The organism is Rahnella sikkimica (assembly GCF_002951615.1).
GTDB lineage: Bacteria > Pseudomonadota > Gammaproteobacteria > Enterobacterales > Enterobacteriaceae > Rahnella > Rahnella sikkimica.
Window position 1 is genome coordinate 2773223 of the sequence record NZ_CP019062.1, and the last position, 19671, is coordinate 2792893.

The window sequence follows — 19671 nt, forward strand, 5'->3', positions numbered from 1 at the left end:
AAAATTTTTCTCACGGTATGTTACCTGCCATTTTTCTTTTATTGATTTTTCCTTTGATATAAGCGCGTACTTCACTCAGTGCGTTGACCTTCAGAATAGTGCAAGAAATAAGGTAAACAATCCCTCCGGTGAACACTTTTGCGACCATATCAATAAGACCGTTGTCTATTTTTATATAAAACGTTGCAAAAAACATCACTGCCGTTGCTATAAATATCGGAAGCATATCTTTGAGTTGACGCAAGGAACCGTAGCCAAATATCTTCCCTGGGTAATACGAATTAATAAAAAAGTATAAAATGGAGATGACAAAATTACTGATTACCATTGCCTCCATGCCAAAGGGAGCCGAAATAATCAGTCCCAAAACAGTCAGAGGAAGTTTGATAAGGTCTATTTTTAAATATAAATCTGAACGACCTATTGCATTGAGAAGGTTTGCATTAATTGCACCCAGCGGAATGATCATTCTTGAAAGAGCCAGCCACTGAATGACGTAAACCGAAGGGAGCCATTTTTCTGTGAGAAAAACCCTGACGAAAGGCTCCGCAATTACAACCAATCCGACCATGCAGGGTAAGACAATAAATGCGGTCATGTCTAAGCTCTTCTTATAAATTTGCATCAGCCGGGGCCGGTCATCTTGTGCTGCGGCCATGACAGGAAATAGGACGCCCTGTAGCACATTGAACAAATTCACCGATAACAGATCGGGAAGGTTTCTACCTTGTGCGTAAAACCCTACCTCTTTGCTGGAAAAAAGGCGGCCAATCAAAATCGAGTAAGAATTATCAGATAACACCCCGGTCAGGCTGGCCAGAAATACCTTCGACCCAAAATTGAAAAGCTCTTTTGTTCTTGAGAATGAAAAAACTAACTTTGGCCTCCATTTTGAAACAATGAACATAAGTATGGTAACAATTGCGGAATAACTGATCGCCTGATAGACAAGTGCCAAAACACCATACCCGGCATATGCCAGATATATTGCCAATACTCCGCTAACCAACACAGCCCAAAAGTTTACTAATGTTTTTAACCTGAAATTAAGTTCAATACTTAATTTTGCAATTTGTACCACGCTTAATGACTTGATGACGATACTGATAGAAATTAATCTGATTACTTCAATCAATCTGTTATCTTTATAAAAGCCTGCTATTTCCGGTGCGGAATAGTAAAGCAACACATAAATAACCACACTCAGCGCAAGATTAATATAGAACACCGTTGAGTAATCTGTCTCAGAGCGATCTTTTTTTTGTATCAATGCCTGTGAAAAGCCACCATTAATAATGACATCAGAGAGAACCAGAAAGACGGCGACCATGCCAACAAGACCATACTCTGCCGGAGTAATCATTCTGGCGATCATTATCCGAATAATAAACTGGCCACCCTGAACCATAAACCGTTCTATCGCATTCCAGATTAGCCCTGATATAGTGCGTTCTTTTAATGTTCTGCTTGTCATATTGATATTCTAATTTCTTTATAAGTTAAATGGGTTTTCGTCGTCCATGACGTTTTTCTCATTTATTATCAGAATATGCATAACCATAGTGACTGTAGCCGTAGCCATAATAGCTACTGGCTTTCTTGACCACACTATTGAGTATGCAGCCTTTCACCAGGACGCCGCTTTGCTCGAAGCGCCGAATACTCACTTCCACTTCTTTGACGGTATTCATTTCAAATCGTGCAACCAACAATGTGGTTCCTACATAGCGGCCAATAATAGCGGCATCTGTCACAGCCAGAATCGGCGGAGTATCGATAATGACCAGATCGTAATTTTTAGCCGCCCAGTTAACCAGTTTTCCGAACCGTTCATGCATAAGTAACTCTGCCGGATTAGGTGGCAATTCACCACGAGAAATAAAATCAATCCCGATTGATGAAATATTCTTAACCACTAACTCAGGTTCTGCCCTTCCCGATAAAATATCGGATAGCCCGTTCTCTGGCCCCATTTTAAATAATTTATGTGAGTACCCTCTGCGCATATCCGCATCAACAAACAGCACCCGTTTATGGGTTTGAGAAATAACAGCGGCGAGGTTACTGCTGATAAAGGTTTTCCCTGCACTTTGGCTGGGACCAGAAATCATCAGTACATTATTTTTGGCTTCCATCATGGCGAAGTGAAGACTGGTTCGCAGGCTCCGAATAGCTTCTATTGCCATGTCGGCAGAGTTTTCGACCGCCAGGAAGTTCGTGTCGCTGTCTTTTTTCTTTTTACTGTTTGCCCGGTTTTTGCCCGGTTTACTTTTCTTACTCAACCATTCAGAAAGAGGAATACTGGCGTAGACGTTGATCCCCTGCTCTTCCAGTTGTTCCGGGGAATCGATTCCTTTACGCAGGAATACCCGCAGCAAAACAAGCCCGATGGAAATGAATCCCCCCAGAATTATCCCCACCAGCACGACCAGCACTTTTTTAGGTTTAACCGGTTTTGGCTCAGTGACCGCCGGGTCGATGATGCGCACGTTCCCGATAGCACTGGATTTCGCAATACTCAGTTCCTGTTGCCGGTTTAGCAATTGCATGTAGATAGCGCGATTAGATTCAGCGTCACGGCTCAGTCTGGCCACTTCCTGCTGTGTACCCGGCATTGCAGAAACCGTCTTATTCAGCCGGTTTCTTTCCTGAAGCAACGTTTGCCGTTTTTCCAGCAGGGCCTTATAAGTCGGGTGATCCTTGGTATAAAGCTGAGAAATTTCCGCTTCACGGAACGTGAGTTCATTAAGCTGGCTTTCAACGTTCACTATCTGATCAAGTACAGATTTAGCTTCAAGCGACAAATCCACCGAATCTTTTTGCCGGCGATACGCATTCAGTTTGTCTTCTGACGTATTCAGGTCCGAGCGTACCTGTGGAAGTTGCTGATTGAGAAAATCCAGGCTTTTGGCGTCCTGGGCGGCCTGCCGTGCGATATTCTGATCCAGATAATTTTGGCTGATACTGTTCAATATAGCGGCAGTGAGTGGCCCATTATCACCGTTAAGTGTCAGGTTTAAAATTCCGGTATCTTTACCCTGATCGATAACATTGAAATCATCGAGTAAATCATTGATAGCATTCAGCTTCGTCAGGTAATAGACAGTAAACCGCGTTCCCGGCTGCGCCTGAATATCATTGACCATCAGGGAAATGCCTTTTTCATTAAGCAATTCCCCGACAACGCCTTTCAGCTCAAAGTCATCGCTTTCAACCAGATAGTGGTTTTTATCCACCACCTTGACCACTATTTTGGGCACATCACTGCCATCCTGTGGCAGGTACAAACGCGTGACCGTCATGTTGCCCGGCACTTCACCGGTCAGCCTCGCCCAGCCACGTCCAAAAATCGGGAAGTATTTCTGCTTTACTACAGCCTGTAAGTTCAGGTCTTCGACCGTTTTTCCCAAAATCATCCGCGACTGTAAAAGTGCGATTTCAGGCGCAGACTGCGGCTGGGCATCTGGTAGCACCTGGCTCAGGCTTTCCAGAATGGCATTGCCCTGTTTTTGTTCCACCTGAATCAATGCATCAGCCTGATAAATGGGCGTCGCAAAAAGTGCGTAGATGACAGCTAGCACGGTAAAAAGAGCCGTTAAGCTGATAATGAGTTTGCGGTGATCGATGAGTTCACCGATCAAACGGCCTAAATCTATTTCATCTGAATCTGGCGAAGAGGGTGTTTTAGAGATTACTGGTGACATGCGATGGTTTCCCTGATGGATTATCCGTTCAGTTTCAGTAACCAGGACCGGCAGGCCTGATCAATTAACCGGTAAACAGATTCAAAGGCTTCCTGACTTTTGCGGTAGGGATCGGGAATTTCTCTTTTTCCCACCCAATGACCCAGCAACATGATTTTGCCGCGCGCCTCCGGAGAGAAGCGGCTTATCTGCTCCTGATGAGATTTTTCCATCACCAGAATGAGGTCATACTGACGCCCTAGCGCAGAGGTAAATTGTGTTGCCCGGTGGCCATCAAGCACCAGATTGTGCTTTTGAGCCACAGCGACGGCAGAGGGATCGGCGGGGTTATCCACCAGCGCCGACACACCCGCCGAATCAATTTTCCTGTCAGGTAATATCTGCCTTAACAATCTCTCCGCAATGGGAGAGCGGCAAATATTGCCCGTGCAGACAATCAAAATAGAATCAAACATTATGGATTCCACTGCCGTACAAACCGGCCAGCTTCAACCATGTCATGTACGCCCGTAATGGTCGGCACGATCTGCGAAATCACACGGTTCCAGCGTACGATCGGCGCTGTCGTCACGTAGACAATGTCATAAGGCTGCAACTGGAATTCCGTGCTCATCACCATCGAAGACGCATCTTTCGCATTCAGCTGGTAGATGTTGGCGATTTTCCCTTTGTTGCTTCCCTTGAGGGGGCGGATCACAAATATCCCGGAGGCATCGGCCATGCTTTGCGAAATGCCCTCGGCGTTGCCCAATGCCTCGGCCAGCGTCATGCCACTGCGATCCATTTTGAGCGTGCTCTGTTTACCCACTTCGCCCATCACAAACACTTTCAGGTTATCGTTGCGCGGGACAAAAAGAATATCGCCGGGATACAGCAACCGGTTCTGTGTCAGATCGCCTTTTTGCATCAGCGCGTGAAGTGAAATCGCGGTGTCCTGGCCGTTATGATTGAGCACCACGTTTCGCCAGTCCGCATCGGGCGCTAAACCGCCTGCGGCGTTGATCGCATCAATAACAGTCAAAGGAATATTGGTAATGGGCTGCTGGCCGGACTTGACCACCTCACCGGTTGTATACACTTTCTGAGAACGGAAGGCGGCGATGCTGACGTCAACCTGCGGACTCTCGATATAGGTCGCCAGCTTGCTGCTGATGTCCTGACGTACCTGGCTGACCGTTTTTCCGGTGACCTTCAATTTGCCGATATAAGGATAGAAAATCGTGCCATCGGAATTGACCCAGTTGCCCGTATCACTCGCGCTGCGATATTGACCCGCGGGCGTCGTCAGTTCCGGGTGATCCCAAACGGTGACCATTAATACGTCGCCAACACCAATGCGGTATTCATAATTTTTTAACTGCTGATCTAATTGCGGATTAGGACGCGCCATGACCGATTCCGGCCGTAAATTGTCCACCAGTGTGGGTGTCAGAGGATAAATATTGACGAGTTTATCAATATTGTAATTGCTATCAGGCTGTTCTACGACGTTCTTACCCACTGTGTTCAAACTCTGTCCCGGAATCACAGTGCAACCGCTTAATAAGCCGAACGCAGATATCATTATCGAAATATTAAAAAAGCTATTTTTCATTATCTCACATCATCTTTAGTTCAGGTTTAATATCTGCCTCTCAACGAGACTTCCTCTTTCAATCGTGTCATTACGATTGCTCATTTCTGTGCGTAGATATTAAAAAACTATAAAAACACTTTCATATCAGTGATTTTCACGCAGGGCTGTTATCGTGCAGAAAACAATCTATGAAAGGTTAAGTTATCAAAGGGGGAGTATTTATATAAATTTGTCTAATGAGTTTCAGTAACCACCAGTGGCATCAAATAAACCAGCGGCGTTACCGCTGGTTTTTATAAAAATTAAAAAAATTAATAAGCACCTTCTTTGCGAAGCACAACGCCGACTGTTTTAAACAAAATGGCAATGTCATTCCACATAGACCAATTTTTTACATACCAGGCATCGAGATAAACACGGGTGGAATAATCCACCTCACTGCGACCACTCACCTGCCAGAGGCCCGTCATCCCCGGTTTACTCAGCAGGTAATATTCCACTTCATCGAAATAGCGTTCAAGTTCAGCGGTAATAATCGGACGCGGCCCGACCAAACTCATTTCTCCTTTCAGGACGTTAAACAACTGCGGCAATTCATCCAGGCTGGTCCGGCGAAGAAACTGTCCTATAGACGTGATGCGTGGATCATTCTTCAGTTTGAAGGTGAGATCCCATTCCTCGCGGGCCTGTGGATCCGTTTCTAATAACGTTTCCAGCACTTCTTTCGAGTTGATAACCATCGAGCGGAACTTCAGGCACTTGAACGGTTTGCCGGACTGCCCGATCCGTTCATGCCCGTAAATCGCCGGGCCACCGTCTTTTCTCACTTTACGGCTGATGTAAATCAGCAGCGGCGAGAGCAACGCGATGATCGCCAGCGAGGCGACAATATCAAAAGCACGCTTAGTCACCCGTGAAGACCATTTCGCCAGGTTCTGGTGTACACGGAAAATCATCATCTCATGGCTGAAAATGAACGACATGTCGGTGTTATCCAGTGGCATCCCGCGCAGCGTCGGAATGACGGACACAGAACGATAGCCATTGATCATGAATACCCGCAACCAGGCGTTGCGTATACCGCTCTGATGGGACTCGACGGCCACAATAAACTGCGTTTTTTTGTCGACGTTAGCCCGCACCCATTTTTCATCCGAAGGCATGATGGCGATGTTATCAATTTTATCGCCGGGCTGATCCTGCCCTTCACTCGAAATAAATCGTGTCACGCGCAGGCCCAGATTTTGATCGGCTTTAATTGCGCTGTAAGCTTCTCTGGCGTTAGTTCCGCTGCCAATAATAATGGCGTCGCGCTGCCAGCAGCCCAAATTATTGAGCGTCCGTTTAGTCAGCATTCTTGCCACCGGTACCAGAATCAGAACTAACATCCAGGTCAGGACAAACAGGTAACGTGAAAAATACCATTTGGCGAAAGCAATAACGGCGATTTCAATGAGTGCGAAGATCAGTAAAGTGCGCAGGATCTCTTTAAGCTCAAACCAAAATGTTTTGCGGTAATAATAATGTCTCAACCGCAGATGAAACCATGCAACGCAGCAAATGGCTAACAGGCTGTGCAGCGCAATCCATCCTGATGTTTGTGCATCGGGAATACGCAGTTCAAAGTGCGTCAGAACATGGCTGAGTATCCATTTAGCCAGATACAGGGAGAGGGTAAAACTGAGGAAGTCGGATAAGGCGAGTAATAAACTCGACCAAAGATTTCTGGTGAGATATGTCATATACCCCTCACAACAATGTGTGATAAAAATCACTTCCCCCGTGTCCGGAAAGTCATTTTTATGATGATTAATTAAATGCTGATAATCTGATTACCCGCATCCGTTACTCTACTATTTTTGCAGGATTTAATTATCGAGTCCGGCCAGTGGCTAAAGCAGGTGAAATAACGCTTCAATTTTTGGCTATGCTACCGCCCCTGGTTTACGGCCACCAATTTGCCTAATTTTTTTCCAATAGTTTTCAGCGCAGGGAAATCTCGCCATTAAATTTCAGGCGAAACTCCCTTAGCGTTTACAGAGGTCATTAATGCTTTACGACTTTATGGCAATTAGGTTCAGTTATTTAAAAAGAATGACTGAATCAACTCTTCCTGATTATAGGAAGCCCACAATACCCCTTGCATTGCAAGAATATTGCTGCCATTTAAATATTCTACGTGTTGTGCATTTTCGACACCCTTGACAATAACGCCCTGACAATAAGGCGTGAGGTGTTCAATGATTTTTCTAAAAGATTGAGTTCCCTGGTGTTGCCAAAAAAAACTGTCGTTGATTTTTATATATTCAAACGATTCGTTCATAACCAGTGAAAGGCTGGTGTTCCCGGCCCCAAAATTATCTAACCATAGCGTACAAAATTCTGATAAAGACCGGATGATCTGCCGCGGAGTTTCTGCGGTAAATTCAGGAAAATTCTGATCAACCTCCAGCCTGATAAAGCGGTGTTGCTGTAAGACATTACGCATAGCGGTATTGCTAACGATATGACAGGCGATGTCATAGTCGATATTTATTGATAACAGAAAATCATTATCGGTAAATATATTGGCATTGACGCAGGCAAGGGTGACCTGGTTAAAAAATACTTTTATTTTATCTTCTGGAGATAAAAGACATTCATAACCCACTGAATTTTGTTGACTTTCAGATCTTTGTAACTTTCTTGCCAATTCGAATCCCAACAGGCCACCGGATGCAGTGACGATGGGTTCAAAAATATGTCCCGGATAACCTCTTGTGACCGATTGCATATCTTCCCCTGAAATAAATAGCAATAGCCGAACAGAACGTCTTCAAAGCAAAAATAATTTTTGGTACTTGTTATATTTATCGGTTAACTCAATTTCCCACGGCATGTTTGTGCAAAAAGAACAATGCCGAGCTACTGCTTGCGTCAACGCCAATTTTTCTTAAAGAATTGCATTTGTGAACGCTGATCGTTTTCACACTCAGTTTAAGGATATTTGAGATGCTGGTGACAGACAAACCGGACATCATCATCACCAAAACCTTCTCTTCCATTCGCGTAATATTGTAATTAAACGCCTCCTTGTTAATCGTGCTGCCACGCAGCTGAATAAACTGTTCCACAGCATTCACCACGCCAGATAAGTCATTTTTCTTCTTCAAAAACTTAAATTCCTTTTTGAGAAGAAGCTCAAGCATCAGAACATCGACCGCAGAAGACACAATAAGTATTCGTTCCGGGTCTAAAACAGTCAGATTCTCTCGCAAAAACTCGTAGCACTTGTGGAAGCCACCCGCTGACGGGTCGATGATCAGATAATCCTTTGTATACAATTGCACCTGTTCGCTTTGGTCAAAGGAAATGACACCGTTCACGTAAGGCACCTTCTTGGAGATTATTTCTTTCAACGCCAATTTCGTAAACTGGCACTCACTCCAGATAATTACCCGAGGCATTGGGCCGCCTAATTTTGTGGTTTTAAAAACGCTCAAACTCTACTCCGAGATACCGGGGGAGAATAAAGCACTTTCAGAACGATATAAAGAAAACGAAGTTTACCTGCGTTTTAATTCATATTTATTCCTTTCCTAAGACTGTATGTAGAGTAATACGCAGCGGAAACTCTTCAAATCGTTTTTCTCGCTCATAATCATGAGCAACAATAGGTTTGACCGATCGATTTACACATTCTTATCGTTATTAACCTACCTCTTTCCTAGGCACATTCTTAGTTATCTTCCTAATTGAACGCAGAAATGTGAGCTATACGACGCTTTTGACTGATGTGATTACAAAAAACTAAGAACTATCTCAATAAGAACAAGTCGCATTCCGTGGTCTTTACCAAAGCACCATTTGGCCTAATTATTTACTGTAGAACAGAGTATTATTCTTTTTTAGCGTAAATTTTAGTTTTTATTTTCACGAAAAATAAACATCAATATTTCAAAATTAGGATGTTTTCTTAAAAACACCTTCATAAATCTAAACTATTGGCGTTTTATACAGAGATATGTATTGGAAATAACTTTTCAATTATCAAGAAAATTACCTAGGAGTTATCTTAATCCGATTACAAAACCACCTTAACGCTCTATTTTCAGGCCACTATAGGATTTTTATTACTCCGATTTAATTTTCATAACCAAGAAAATTCCTAAACCTGATCGCACTTATGGCTAAATATTGTCATAAAATTTGGTTTCGCTTCGCGGAAATGCACCTGTATAACCCCAGAAAAATGAACAGCAGGTAATAACGGATTTACCGCAAGCATAAAAAAAAACGCCCTGTGACGGATTTTTTACGGGCCAGTTAAAGGATTTCACAGGGCTAAACGACCCTCTTTTTATTTTCTCACACCAGCCATCAATCCGTTTTTCAGTCAATTTGTATTGATTTCTATGAAGCAGCCGCAGGCTCGCCAACGCGTCGTGTTAGCGCTGCGCTATCCGGCATGGTGGATAATGAAGCGAATAAACAGACGGTAAAAGACATCCAAAAACATGATGGGGGGAGTCGGTCACGCGGATCATGATGGGTTTACGCCAGGCAGGGGTCGGGAAGGGTAATCTGATTTTCGACAAACCATCCTGAACGGCACGCTCGCCGTTCAGGACTTTTTTTCTTTAGCTCTTACGCCAGCTCCTCGTCAGCACTTTCTCTATCTCGACAATCACGAACAGCGCCACACCAATCAGCAGCCCGATGATCCAGTAGATAAACGGCAGCGGACGCGTCCCGAACAGCGTGTTCATCAGCGGCACGTAAATAATGATCGCCTGAAGGCCGAACAGCACAACGGTGACAATCCAGATGCCTTTGTTTTCCAGCAGACCACTGTTAAGCGAGAAGTTATCCGAATCACGGCAGTTGATCATGTAAACCCACTGCGCGGTCACCAGCGTTTGCAGCAGCACGGTGCGGATAAATTCCGGTTCATAACCGCGCGGTTGCAGCCAGGCTTCCAGCAGGAAGGCGCTGATGGAAATCAGCAAACCGACGAACGCCACGCGCCAGATGGCGTATTTATCCATGACGTGCGCGCTGACATTACGCGGCGGACGGCGCATCACGCGGCTTTCTGCCTCTTCAAACGCCAGCCCGAATGACAGCGTGGCCGAGGTTGCCATGTTCATCCAGAGAATTTGCACCGGCGTTAACGGCAGCAAGTTCCCCATCAGGATGGCGATAATAATCAGCAACCCTTGTGCCAGGTTGGTCGGCATAATAAAGAGAATGGTTTTTTTCAGGTTGTCATAGACCCGCCGCCCTTCCCTGACCGCGTTGGCGATAGTGGCAAAGTTGTCGTCCACCAGGATCATATCCGCCGATTCCTTGGTGACCTCCGTCCCTTTAATCCCCATCGCGATGCCGACGTTGGCCTGTTTCAGCGCAGGCGCATCGTTCACGCCGTCACCGGTCATGCCGACAATTTCTCCGGTTTCCTGCAACGCTTTCACCAGCCGCAGTTTATGTTCCGGGCTGGTGCGGGCGAAGATATCGAACTGCGTCGCGGCAACCCGCAACTGCTCGTCATTCATGTGCTCCAGTTCATACCCGGTGATGGAATTCTGGCTGTTGCCAATGCCGAGCATTTTCCCGATCGCCATCGCAGTTTCCTGATGATCGCCGGTGATCATCTTGACGCGGATCCCCGCCTGCTGACATTCGGCAATCGCCACAATCGCTTCCGGACGCGGCGGATCCATCATGCCCGCAATGCCAATCAGCACCATGCCGTGGCTGAGTTCTGGGTGGTCGAGCGCCGTCACCGGCTGTTCAACCGGCTTCCAGGCCGCTGCCACCATGCGTAAACCTTCGCTGGCGTACTGCGTAATTGCCGATTCCCAGTACGCGTGGTCTAACGGAACGGCACCTTCCGGTGTCTGCTGGAACTGACAGAGTTTCAACAAAACGTCGGGGGCGCCGGTGAGCATAATCTGCGCCTCACCGTTTTTATCACCCGCCACCGCCATGTATTTGTAGAGCGAATCAAACGGAATTTTGCTGCTCAGATTGAACGGCAATTCCGGCAAATGCGCTTTCGCCGCCAGCACTTTCAGCGCGCCCTCCGTCGGCCCGCCGGTAATGCCCCAGTGGCCCTGCGCGTCCTGTTTTAACGTACTGTCATTACAGATATCGACCGTGCGCAGGAATTGCGTCAGCAACGGCGAGGAATCCGGCGGAACCGGGGTCGCCGAACCGGCAAGGGAAAAACTGCCCATCGGCTCGTAGCTGCTGCCTTCAACGGTCCAGACGTTGTCCGCCAGAATCACCGCTTTCACGGTCATTTCATTCATGGTCAGCGTGCCGGTTTTATCCGAACAAATCACTGACATCGCGCCGAGCGTTTCGACCGTCGGCAGCTTGCGGATGATGGCTTTGGAACGCGCCATCGCCTGCACGCCGAGCGACAGGATGATCGAGATGATCGCCGGCAACCCTTCCGGGACGGCGGCCACGGCCAGGCTGATGACCGAAAGCAGCAGCTCACCAAACGGAATATCACGCAGCAAATAACCGAAGATCAGCAGCGCCACCATCATGAACAGAATGATGATAAAAATGGATTTCCCCAGTTTATCTATCTGCACCAGCAGCGGCGTTTTGTTGTCTTCAATCGAGGAAAGCATTTCATTGATGTGACCGAGTTCCGTCTGGCCACCGGTGGCAAACACTACGCCGCTGGCGGTACCGGAACTGACGGTGGTGCCCGAAAACGCGAGGTTTTTACGGTCACCGATAGATTTTTCGCCTTCCAGCGAGTCGGTTTTTTTCGAGACGACGGTGGATTCGCCGGTCAGAATCGCTTCTTCCACGCGCAGGTTATGCACGTCAATCAGCCGCAAATCGGCCGGGATTTTGTCGCCGGGGCGCAACAACACAATATCCCCCGGCACGATCTCATCCGTTCCCACGGTAACCTGTTGCCCGCCGCGTAATACCAGCGCTTCGCTGGAGAGCATATTTTGAATGCTCTTCAATGATTTTTCAGCGTTATTTTCCTGTATGAAACCAATTAAGGCATTGATAACCGCCACCGCTAATATGACCAGCGTATCCACCCAGTGCCCCATAATGGCGGTGACAACGGCAGCGGCGAGTAATATATAAATGAGGATATCTTTAAAGTGGGAGATAAACTTAATAAATAAAGACTTACCTTCTTTTTGCGGTAAAACATTCGGGCCGTAATGCGCCAGTTTATTTTTAGCGTCTTCGGGTGACAGCCCGGCGGGCCCGGATTGCAGCCCGGTCAGGCTCTCTTCGACGGTTTGCTGATACCACAGTTTTTCTGTTGTTTTAGTCCCGGAAAGCGGTGCTGGATTATTCATGATGCCTGACTCCTTGACCCCTGAAATGGTTCATGAATGAAGCGGATAATGAATTAATTATCGTGTTGATTCTGGCAAGATACCTAAAGCTGTATAAACTATAATATACCGTGTTAAATAGTGTTAACTGACCACCTGAAAAAACAATTAAACAAAGAAAAACAATAAGTCACTTATAGTCCCAGTGAAAATACGTCTAAGGCAGAATAGGGATGCGCCAGTTTCTTAAGTGCCCTTATATATTCAGCCGGAATTTATCATTTCGCGTGTCGTTTTATGAGGGGAAGTATTTTGAAGATCCGTTTTTCTCTCGCTCTGGCCGTCGCTTTACTGTTAAGCGCCTGCGACCAGAAAACAGTGGACGCTCCCGCACCGCCGCGTCAGGTCAAAATTGCCACGGCTGAAGCCGCCAGCCCGTTAAGTACTCGCGTTTTCCCGGCGCGTATTCTTGCCGGTGATAACACCGAAATCGCCTTTAAGCGCGCAGGCCAGTTACAAACGCTCGACGTGCGCGAAGGAGAAGCCGTAAAACAGGGCCAGGTTATCGCCCGCCTCACTAACAATGACGCCCGTCAGCGATTCAACGACCGCCGCAGCGCCGCCACGCTCGCCCAGCGCCAGTTCGAACGTTATCAGACCCTCGCCCGCCGCCATGTTGTTTCTCAGGCCGAACTCGAAGTCCATAAAGCCAGCCGGGACTCCGCAGCAGCCGCGCTGAAAATCGCGCAGGAAGAACTCAATGATCTCAATCTGGTGGCCCCGTTCAGTGGAGTCATTGCCCGGCTGAATGTGCGGAATCATCAGGTGATAGCGGCCGGTCAGCCGGTGGCGACGCTCAGCCGTTCCGATGTGCTGGACGTTATTTTCAGCGTGCCGGAAAACCTCTTCACCAGCCTTGATATCCGCAATGCCGATTACCGCCCGCAAGTGCGGATCAATACGCTTCCCGACCGCGAATTCACCGCGACCTATAAAGAACACACCGCCAGCAGCGAAGCCAATACGCTGACCTGGCAGGTGACGCTGACCATGCCGCGCCCGGAAAACTTCCCGGCGGTGGCCGGACTGAGCGGCACCGTCACGGTAAACCCGGCCAATCTCGCCACGGCGACGCCGGACTCCACGCTGGTCATCCCGGTCGAAGCCGTGTTTAACCCGGACAGCACACAGCGCAACGACCCGCACGTCTGGCTGATTGCCGGAGAAGGCGACAACCTGCACGTCGAAGACCGCAAAGTCACCGTCGGCAAGCTGACCTCGCAGGGCATCGAAATCACCGCCGGATTAAAACAGGGCGACCGCGTTGTCGCCGCCGGTGTCGGTGAATTACAGGCGCAGCAGCCGGTTCGTATCTGGACACGGGAACGGGGTCTGTAATATGGGGATCAATGAGAGTTTTATCAGTAACCCGACGCGCGTCTGGCTGGTGATCCTGCTGCTCGGCGTGGGCGGCTTAATCGCATTGTTCAACATCGGGCGGCTGGAAGATCCAGCGTTTACCATCAAAACGGCGGTGGTGTCCGTTCAGTATCCGGGCGCATCCTCGCAACAGGTCGAAGAAGAAGTCACGCTGCCGCTGGAAAATGCCCTTCAGCGCCTGCCTTACGTCGATAACATTACGTCGATTTCCGCCGTCGGTTTATCGCAAATCACCGTGAATATCGATGCCCGCTATCACTCTTCCGAACTGCCGCAAATCTGGGATGAACTGCGCCGCCGGGTGAATGACGCGACGCTGCAATTCCCGCCCGGCGTCAGTCCGCCGTTTGTTAACGACGATTTCGGCGATGTGTACGGGTACTTTTTCTCTATCTATGGTGACAGCTTTACCAACCCCGAACTGCGCGCGTATGCCGAACAGCTTCGCAGGCAACTGGTTCTGGTGCCCGGCGTGGGCAAAGTCGCGATTGGCGGCGTCATTCCTGAGCAGGTTTACATCGAGATTTCGCGGGCGAAAATGGCGGCTTACGGCGTCACGCTGGCGCGTCTGGCCGATGTGCTCAACCGGCAAAATCTGGTTTCCGATGCGGGCAGCATGACGGTCGGCAGTGAATCCATCCGTCTGCATCCGACCGGCGGTTTTCAGAATATCGATGAGCTTAATAATGTGCTCATCAGTCCGGCCGGTTCCACGCACAGCATTTATCTGCGCGACATCGCCACCGTTTCGCAGGGCGTCGCGGATCATCCCGGCAATATTTACCACGCGAATGGCCGCAATGCGCTGACCCTCGGTGTCTCTTACATTCCCGGCGTGAATGTCATGAATATCGGCCACGCCATCGAAGCCAGAATGCACCAGCTCAGCGCCGACAAACCGGCGGGGATCGAGCTGAAAGTCTTCTACGATCAGGCTGCCGAAGTCAAAAAATCCGTTGACGGTTTTATCATTAACTTCCTGATGGCGCTGGCGATTGTGGTCGGCGTCTTGCTGATTTTCATGGGCTTGCGCAGCGGGATTATTATTGCCGTGTCGCTGGCGCTGAACGTGCTCGGCACGTTGCTGATCATGTATTTATTTGGCATCGAGCTTCAGCGTATTTCGCTGGGTGCGCTGATCATCGCACTGAGTATGCTGGTGGATAACGCGATTGTGGTGGTGGAAGGCGTGCTGATTTCCCGCCAGCAGGGCAATCCGCTGATGAGTGCGATTTCGCACATTATCAAACGCTCCGCCCTGCCGTTGCTGGGCGCGACGGTCATTGCCATTCTGGCGTTCGCGCCTATCGGGCTGTCGCAGGATTCGACCGGCGAATACTGTAAATCGCTGTTCCAGGTGTTGCTGATTTCGCTGATGCTCAGCTGGGTCACGGCGCTGACGCTCACGCCGGTACTGGTCAAATGGGCGTTTGCCAATATGCCGGTGCCGGAGAAAAAACCGGATGAACAGGCCGACCCTTACGGCGGCTGGATTTTCCGCGTTTACCGGCGTTTGCTGTCGGCGCTGCTGGTGCGCCAGACCGTTACGCTGGTGATCCTCGCGGCGCTGCTCACGGCGTCCGTCTGGGGATTTGGCTTCGTGCGGCAGAACTTTTTCCCGTCCTCCAATACGCCGATTTTCTTCGTCGATCTCTGGCTGCCTTACGGCACCGATATCAACTACACCGCCCGCGTTGCAAAGGAAATCGAACAAAATATCAGTAAGCAGGACGGCGTTGAAAACACCGTCACCACCGTCGGTCAGGGCGGGATGCGCTTTATTCTGACCTACAACGGCCAGCGCCAGTATTCCAACTACGCACAGATTATGGTGCGGATGGACGACCAGCGGAAAATCGCCGGTCTGGTTCGACACACCGAGCAGGATATCCAGAAAAATTACCCCGAGGTGAATGCGCGGCTCAAACGCATTATGTTCGGGCCTTCCGGCGACAGCGCCATTGAAGTGCGCATTAAAGGTTCTGACCCGGACACGCTGCGCAGCATCGCCAGCCGGGTGGATAAAATCATCCTCGATGACGGCGCGGCCGACGGCGTGCGCAACGACTGGCAGGATCGCAGCAAAATGGTCAGGCCGGTATTTTCCCCGTATCTGGGCCGTGAACTGGGCGTGGATAAAGGCGAAGTCGACAGCGCATTACAGATGAATTTCAGCGGCAGCACGGTCGGGATTTACCGCGATGGCTCCACGCTGATGCCTATCGTGTTGCGCCCGCCTGCGGCAGAAAGGCTGGATGTCGATCACATGGCGAACATCATGGTCTGGAGCCAGACGCGCCAGCAATTTATTCCGCTGAGCAACGTGGTCAGTGATTTCAAGGTGGAATGGGAAGATCCGCTGATCATGCGCCGCGACCGTATCCGTATGCTCACCGTACAGACCGACCCTGATGCGGCCACCGGTGAAACCTCCGGCGACATGCTGGCGCGGATCAAACCGCAGGTCGAGGCGCTGACCTTGCCGCACGGCTACAGTATTGAATGGGGCGGCGATGCGGAGAATTCCGCCGAGGCGCAGGAAGGGCTGTTTACCACGCTGCCGATTGGTTTCCTGATGATGTTTATCATCACGGTGCTGATGTTCAGTTCGGTGAAAAATGCGATTGCCATCTGGCTGACCGTGCCGCTGGCGCTGATTGGCGTGACGTTTGGTTTCCTGCTGACCGGCATTCCGTTCGGCTTTATGGCGCTGATCGGCCTGCTCAGCCTGAGCGGTATGTTAATCCGCAACGGTATCGTGCTGGTTGAAGAAATCGGCCAGCAGAAAAAAGAGAAAAATCAGACGGAAGCGATTATCTACGCGGCCACGTCACGCCTGCGCCCTATCCTGCTGACGGCCTTTACCACCGTGCTCGGGCTCGCGCCGTTGTTACTTGATGTATTTTTCCAAAGCATGGCCGTTGTTATTATGTTCGGGCTGGGCTTTGCTACCGTGCTGACGCTTCTGGTTCTGCCGGTGATTTACAACTGTTTCCATCGTGAAGGACAACGCATTAAACAATGAATACAACGGGACTGAATATTATTAAAACGCTCGGCTGCCTGACCGCCGTGACCTTTTTTACCGTCTATAACACGTACGATAATTACAATTATAACTACGACGCGATTCTGGCTTTCCTGACCTTTATTTCCACCATTGCCACACCGCTGTTTTTTGTCGTGACCGGGTATATGGACGCCGATTCCCAGCACACGCCGGAATGGCAGATGAAAAAGATACGCGGGATCCTGACGATTTTTATCTTCTGGTTCTCGATTTATTACCTGTGGGGGCCGTATCAGAAAGGCTATCTCATCCAGCCGTGGTTTATTTTTTCGCTGGTGATTATTTATACCTTCCACCCGGTGGTGGAATGGCTGGCGAAACGCCGGGTGATTCTGGCTTCGCTGGTGGTCGCCCTGCTGGTTTTCTCGTTCGCTTATGACCTGCTGGCGATCTACTTCACTGAAAGTAAAATTTTCTCCGCGCCCGCGCAGTTCCGTATCTGGACGTGGGTGCTTTATTATCTCACCGGCCAGCTACTTTATGATCCGGTGGTTTCCTCACTCTACAGCCGCCCGCGCATCGCTAAATACGCCGCCATCGCGATTCCGTTTGTTTATACTTTTACGTGGTTTTATGAGAAGCGCTTTTTCTTCTCCCTGTTCAACGTTGAGCGCAACAGCTTTATTCTGACCGGATCGCAGGTCTATATTCTGGTGTTGTTGATTATCATCGCGGCGAACGGCGTTAAACCGGAAGCCATCCGGTTGCCGGTCAGTGAAATGGTCAGCTCGCTCGGTAAAACCATGACCGGCGTTTATATCCTCCACTACACCTTCTTTAACCTGCTTATCGAGTGGATCCCAATCCATTCCCTGACCGCCAAACTGCTGGTCATCCTGATGACGTTCCTGCTCTCGGTGCTGTCGTCCATGCTGCTGCTCAAAAGCAATCTGACGAAAAAGCTGATTACGTTTTGATTAGTTTTGCTCCGACACCAGCACGGCCATCGTATCCGGTTCCAGCGCCCTGAAAATATGCTCAACGTCGGCGGGATACGAAATGTAGTCACCGGCGTTGAGTTCCACCGGTGAATCCACCAGCCCGACCAGAGCACGCCCCTGCGTGATGATGATGTGTTCCACCGAACCCTGCGGATGCGGGCTGGAAACACGGTCGCTGCCCGGCTGCGTGGTCAGCAGATACACATCGCGTCGTGCGCCCGGCGGACAGGTCGCCAGAAGCACCGCTTTGTAATCCGCCAGTTCCGCCACCACCGACGGGCCTTCGCCACGCCGGATCACCTGCATTTTATTCACTTCCGGCTCCATCAGCCGCGCGAAGGGAATATTCAGCGCCACACACAGCGCCCACAGTGTTTCCAGACTCGGATTGCCGTTACCGGCTTCGAGTTGAGAAAGCGTCGATTTAGCCACACCGGCGCGGCGGGCGACTTCCGCCAGCGACAAACCTGCCCGCTGACGTTCCCGCACCAGGCCTTTAGAAATAACGCTGATAGGTTGAGACATTACGGCACTCCGATCAGTATAACGAACGATCGTTCGACTTGAAGAACGATTCAGAAGTGTTCATTATAATGGATACTCGTTCGTTATGGGATTGAATTATGCAAGCACGTTTCTTTTCACCGCTGGGAAAGGATGTGGTGAAAGCCATCTTTCTGGTCTGCCTCGCCGATGGTCTGGTGGGAATTTCTTACGGTTCACTGGCGGTCGCCGGAGGCTTTCCGCTGTGGGTGCCGCTGATGCTTTCTTTGCTGGTACTCGCCGGTGCGTCTGAATTTTTGTTTATCGCCATCGTCGGTGGCGGCGGAAGCCCGTTTGCCGCAGCCGCCGCCGGTTTACTGGTGAATGCCCGCCATTTGCCGTTCGGTATTGCGGTGAAAGATCTGGTGGGCAGTAAATCGCTGAGCTGGCTCGGGTGCCACATCATGAACGATGAAAGCGTGGTGTTCGGCATCTCGCAGTCCACCCATGAAAAACGCAAAAAAGCCTACTGGCTGTGCGGCGCGGGCATTGCGTTGTTCTGGCCGGTCAGCGTGATTGCCGGGGCGTACATCGGGCAGTTTATTCCGGATATCAAAGCTATCGGGCTGGATGCCGTGTTCCCGGCCATTTTGCTGGCGCTGATTTTCCCGGCGCTGAGAAAGCGCAGAACGCTGATCCCGGCGGCGTCCGGCGCACTGATTTCGGTCGCCGCCGTGCCTTTTGTGCCCGCCGGAATGCCGGTGCTGTTTTCACTGCTGGGATTACTGGCCTGGAGAAATAAAAAATGACACAACACACACTATGGATTGCCGGGATCCTCGTTCTGGCGGCAGGGACTTTCGCGATGCGCGTGGCAGGTTACCGGCTGGGTTCACGCCTGAATCTCTCACCGGCAACGCAGACGATGTTGTCGGATTCAGCCACGATTTTATTGCTTGCCGTGGCGGCCACGTCTGCGTTGTTTGAAGGTCAGCATTTTGGCGGATTTGCGCGGGTCGCGGGCGTCGGTGTGGCGCTGTTTTTAGCGTGGAGAAAGGCACCGCTGATTATCATTATTATCGTGGCGGCCGTCGTGACGGCACTGATGCGCTGGACGGGAATTTCCTGAGCAGAAACAAAAATGGCTCCC

The 19671-nt window shown here is 49.7% G+C and carries 14 protein-coding genes; 5 read left to right on the forward strand and 9 right to left on the reverse strand.

Annotated elements, in window-relative coordinates:
* Nucleotides 1-10 precede the first annotated feature (10 nt).
* The 8 genes from BV494_RS12905 to BV494_RS12940 form a co-directional block, all read right to left on the reverse strand.
* The gene (locus tag BV494_RS12905; protein ID WP_104923233.1) at nucleotides 11-1474 is read right to left on the reverse strand and encodes a lipopolysaccharide biosynthesis protein; all 1464 of its coding nucleotides are present in this window, start codon (nucleotides 1472-1474) and stop codon (nucleotides 11-13) included.
* A 58-nt stretch (nucleotides 1475-1532) separates the two neighbouring features.
* Nucleotides 1533-3704, reverse strand: coding sequence for a polysaccharide biosynthesis tyrosine autokinase (locus BV494_RS12910; RefSeq protein ID WP_104923234.1), 2172 nt, complete (start codon nucleotides 3702-3704; stop codon nucleotides 1533-1535).
* 20 nt (nucleotides 3705-3724) lie between these two features.
* Nucleotides 3725-4159 carry a low molecular weight protein-tyrosine-phosphatase gene (locus BV494_RS12915; protein WP_305000073.1) on the reverse strand — a complete coding sequence of 145 codons (435 nt, stop codon included), beginning with the start codon at nucleotides 4157-4159 and terminating at the stop codon, nucleotides 3725-3727.
* Nucleotides 4159-5298: a polysaccharide export protein gene (locus tag BV494_RS12920; RefSeq protein WP_104923235.1), complete on the reverse strand. Its 1140-nt coding sequence runs from the start codon at nucleotides 5296-5298 to the stop codon at nucleotides 4159-4161. Before BV494_RS12920 ends, BV494_RS12915 begins: the two co-directional genes overlap by 1 nt.
* Nucleotides 5299-5591: 293 nt before the next feature.
* Nucleotides 5592-7022, reverse strand: coding sequence for an undecaprenyl-phosphate galactose phosphotransferase WbaP (wbaP, locus tag BV494_RS12925; protein WP_104923236.1), 1431 nt, complete (start codon nucleotides 7020-7022; stop codon nucleotides 5592-5594).
* A 335-nt stretch (nucleotides 7023-7357) separates the two neighbouring features.
* Nucleotides 7358-8053: an EAL domain-containing protein gene (locus tag BV494_RS12930; protein WP_104923237.1), complete on the reverse strand. Its 696-nt coding sequence runs from the start codon at nucleotides 8051-8053 to the stop codon at nucleotides 7358-7360.
* Between the two features lie 88 nt (nucleotides 8054-8141).
* Nucleotides 8142-8762: a helix-turn-helix transcriptional regulator gene (locus tag BV494_RS12935; protein ID WP_226789976.1), complete on the reverse strand. Its 621-nt coding sequence runs from the start codon at nucleotides 8760-8762 to the stop codon at nucleotides 8142-8144.
* Between the two features lie 1137 nt (nucleotides 8763-9899).
* The gene (locus BV494_RS12940) at nucleotides 9900-12608 is read right to left on the reverse strand and encodes a cation-transporting P-type ATPase (RefSeq protein WP_104923239.1); all 2709 of its coding nucleotides are present in this window, start codon (nucleotides 12606-12608) and stop codon (nucleotides 9900-9902) included.
* Between the two features lie 276 nt (nucleotides 12609-12884).
* On the opposite strand from BV494_RS12940, the gene BV494_RS12945 reads away from it, so the two are divergent.
* From BV494_RS12945 to BV494_RS12955, 3 genes are read left to right on the forward strand one after another with little or no spacing between them, the layout of a single operon-like run.
* Nucleotides 12885-13985 (forward strand): efflux RND transporter periplasmic adaptor subunit, encoded by a 1101-nt coding sequence (locus BV494_RS12945; RefSeq protein ID WP_192938008.1) that lies wholly within the window; start codon nucleotides 12885-12887, stop codon nucleotides 13983-13985.
* A gap of 1 nt (nucleotide 13986) precedes the next feature.
* Complete coding sequence (locus BV494_RS12950; protein WP_104923241.1) at nucleotides 13987-17052, forward strand: efflux RND transporter permease subunit; 3066 nt, start codon at nucleotides 13987-13989, stop codon at nucleotides 17050-17052.
* Complete coding sequence (locus BV494_RS12955) at nucleotides 17049-18014, forward strand: acyltransferase family protein (RefSeq protein WP_104923242.1); 966 nt, start codon at nucleotides 17049-17051, stop codon at nucleotides 18012-18014. Before BV494_RS12950 ends, BV494_RS12955 begins: the two co-directional genes overlap by 4 nt.
* Here the strand turns inward: BV494_RS12955 and BV494_RS12960 are convergent, their stop codons facing one another.
* Entirely contained in the window at nucleotides 18015-18563 is a 549-nt protein-coding gene (locus BV494_RS12960; protein ID WP_104923243.1) for a helix-turn-helix domain-containing protein, read from the reverse strand. It lies immediately after the preceding gene.
* A 98-nt stretch (nucleotides 18564-18661) separates the two neighbouring features.
* On the opposite strand from BV494_RS12960, the gene BV494_RS12965 reads away from it, so the two are divergent.
* Nucleotides 18662-19330, forward strand: coding sequence for an AzlC family ABC transporter permease (locus BV494_RS12965; protein WP_104923244.1), 669 nt, complete (start codon nucleotides 18662-18664; stop codon nucleotides 19328-19330).
* Nucleotides 19327-19650, forward strand: coding sequence for an AzlD domain-containing protein (locus BV494_RS12970; protein WP_104923245.1), 324 nt, complete (start codon nucleotides 19327-19329; stop codon nucleotides 19648-19650). The genes BV494_RS12965 and BV494_RS12970 overlap by 4 nt, the downstream gene beginning before the upstream one ends.
* Nucleotides 19651-19671 lie beyond the last annotated feature (21 nt).

Excerpts from the sequence above, each read along its gene's own strand:
- BV494_RS12905 (WP_104923233.1), bottom strand. The coding sequence starts at position 1,474 with ATGACAAGCAGAACATTAAAAGAACGCACTATATCAGGGCTAATCTGG.
- BV494_RS12910 (WP_104923234.1), bottom strand. The coding sequence starts at position 3,704 with ATGTCACCAGTAATCTCTAAAACACCCTCTTCGCCAGATTCAGATGAA.
- BV494_RS12915 (WP_305000073.1), bottom strand. The coding sequence starts at position 4,159 with ATGTTTGATTCTATTTTGATTGTCTGCACGGGCAATATTTGCCGCTCT.
- BV494_RS12920 (WP_104923235.1), bottom strand. The coding sequence starts at position 5,298 with ATGAAAAATAGCTTTTTTAATATTTCGATAATGATATCTGCGTTCGGC.
- wbaP (WP_104923236.1), bottom strand. The coding sequence starts at position 7,022 with ATGACATATCTCACCAGAAATCTTTGGTCGAGTTTATTACTCGCCTTA.
- BV494_RS12930 (WP_104923237.1), bottom strand. The coding sequence starts at position 8,053 with ATGCAATCGGTCACAAGAGGTTATCCGGGACATATTTTTGAACCCATC.
- BV494_RS12940 (WP_104923239.1), bottom strand. The coding sequence starts at position 12,608 with ATGAATAATCCAGCACCGCTTTCCGGGACTAAAACAACAGAAAAACTG.
- BV494_RS12945 (WP_192938008.1), top strand. The coding sequence starts at position 12,885 with ATGAGGGGAAGTATTTTGAAGATCCGTTTTTCTCTCGCTCTGGCCGTC.
- BV494_RS12950 (WP_104923241.1), top strand. The coding sequence starts at position 13,987 with ATGGGGATCAATGAGAGTTTTATCAGTAACCCGACGCGCGTCTGGCTG.
- BV494_RS12955 (WP_104923242.1), top strand. The coding sequence starts at position 17,049 with ATGAATACAACGGGACTGAATATTATTAAAACGCTCGGCTGCCTGACC.
- BV494_RS12960 (WP_104923243.1), bottom strand. The coding sequence starts at position 18,563 with ATGTCTCAACCTATCAGCGTTATTTCTAAAGGCCTGGTGCGGGAACGT.
- BV494_RS12965 (WP_104923244.1), top strand. The coding sequence starts at position 18,662 with ATGCAAGCACGTTTCTTTTCACCGCTGGGAAAGGATGTGGTGAAAGCC.
- BV494_RS12970 (WP_104923245.1), top strand. The coding sequence starts at position 19,327 with ATGACACAACACACACTATGGATTGCCGGGATCCTCGTTCTGGCGGCA.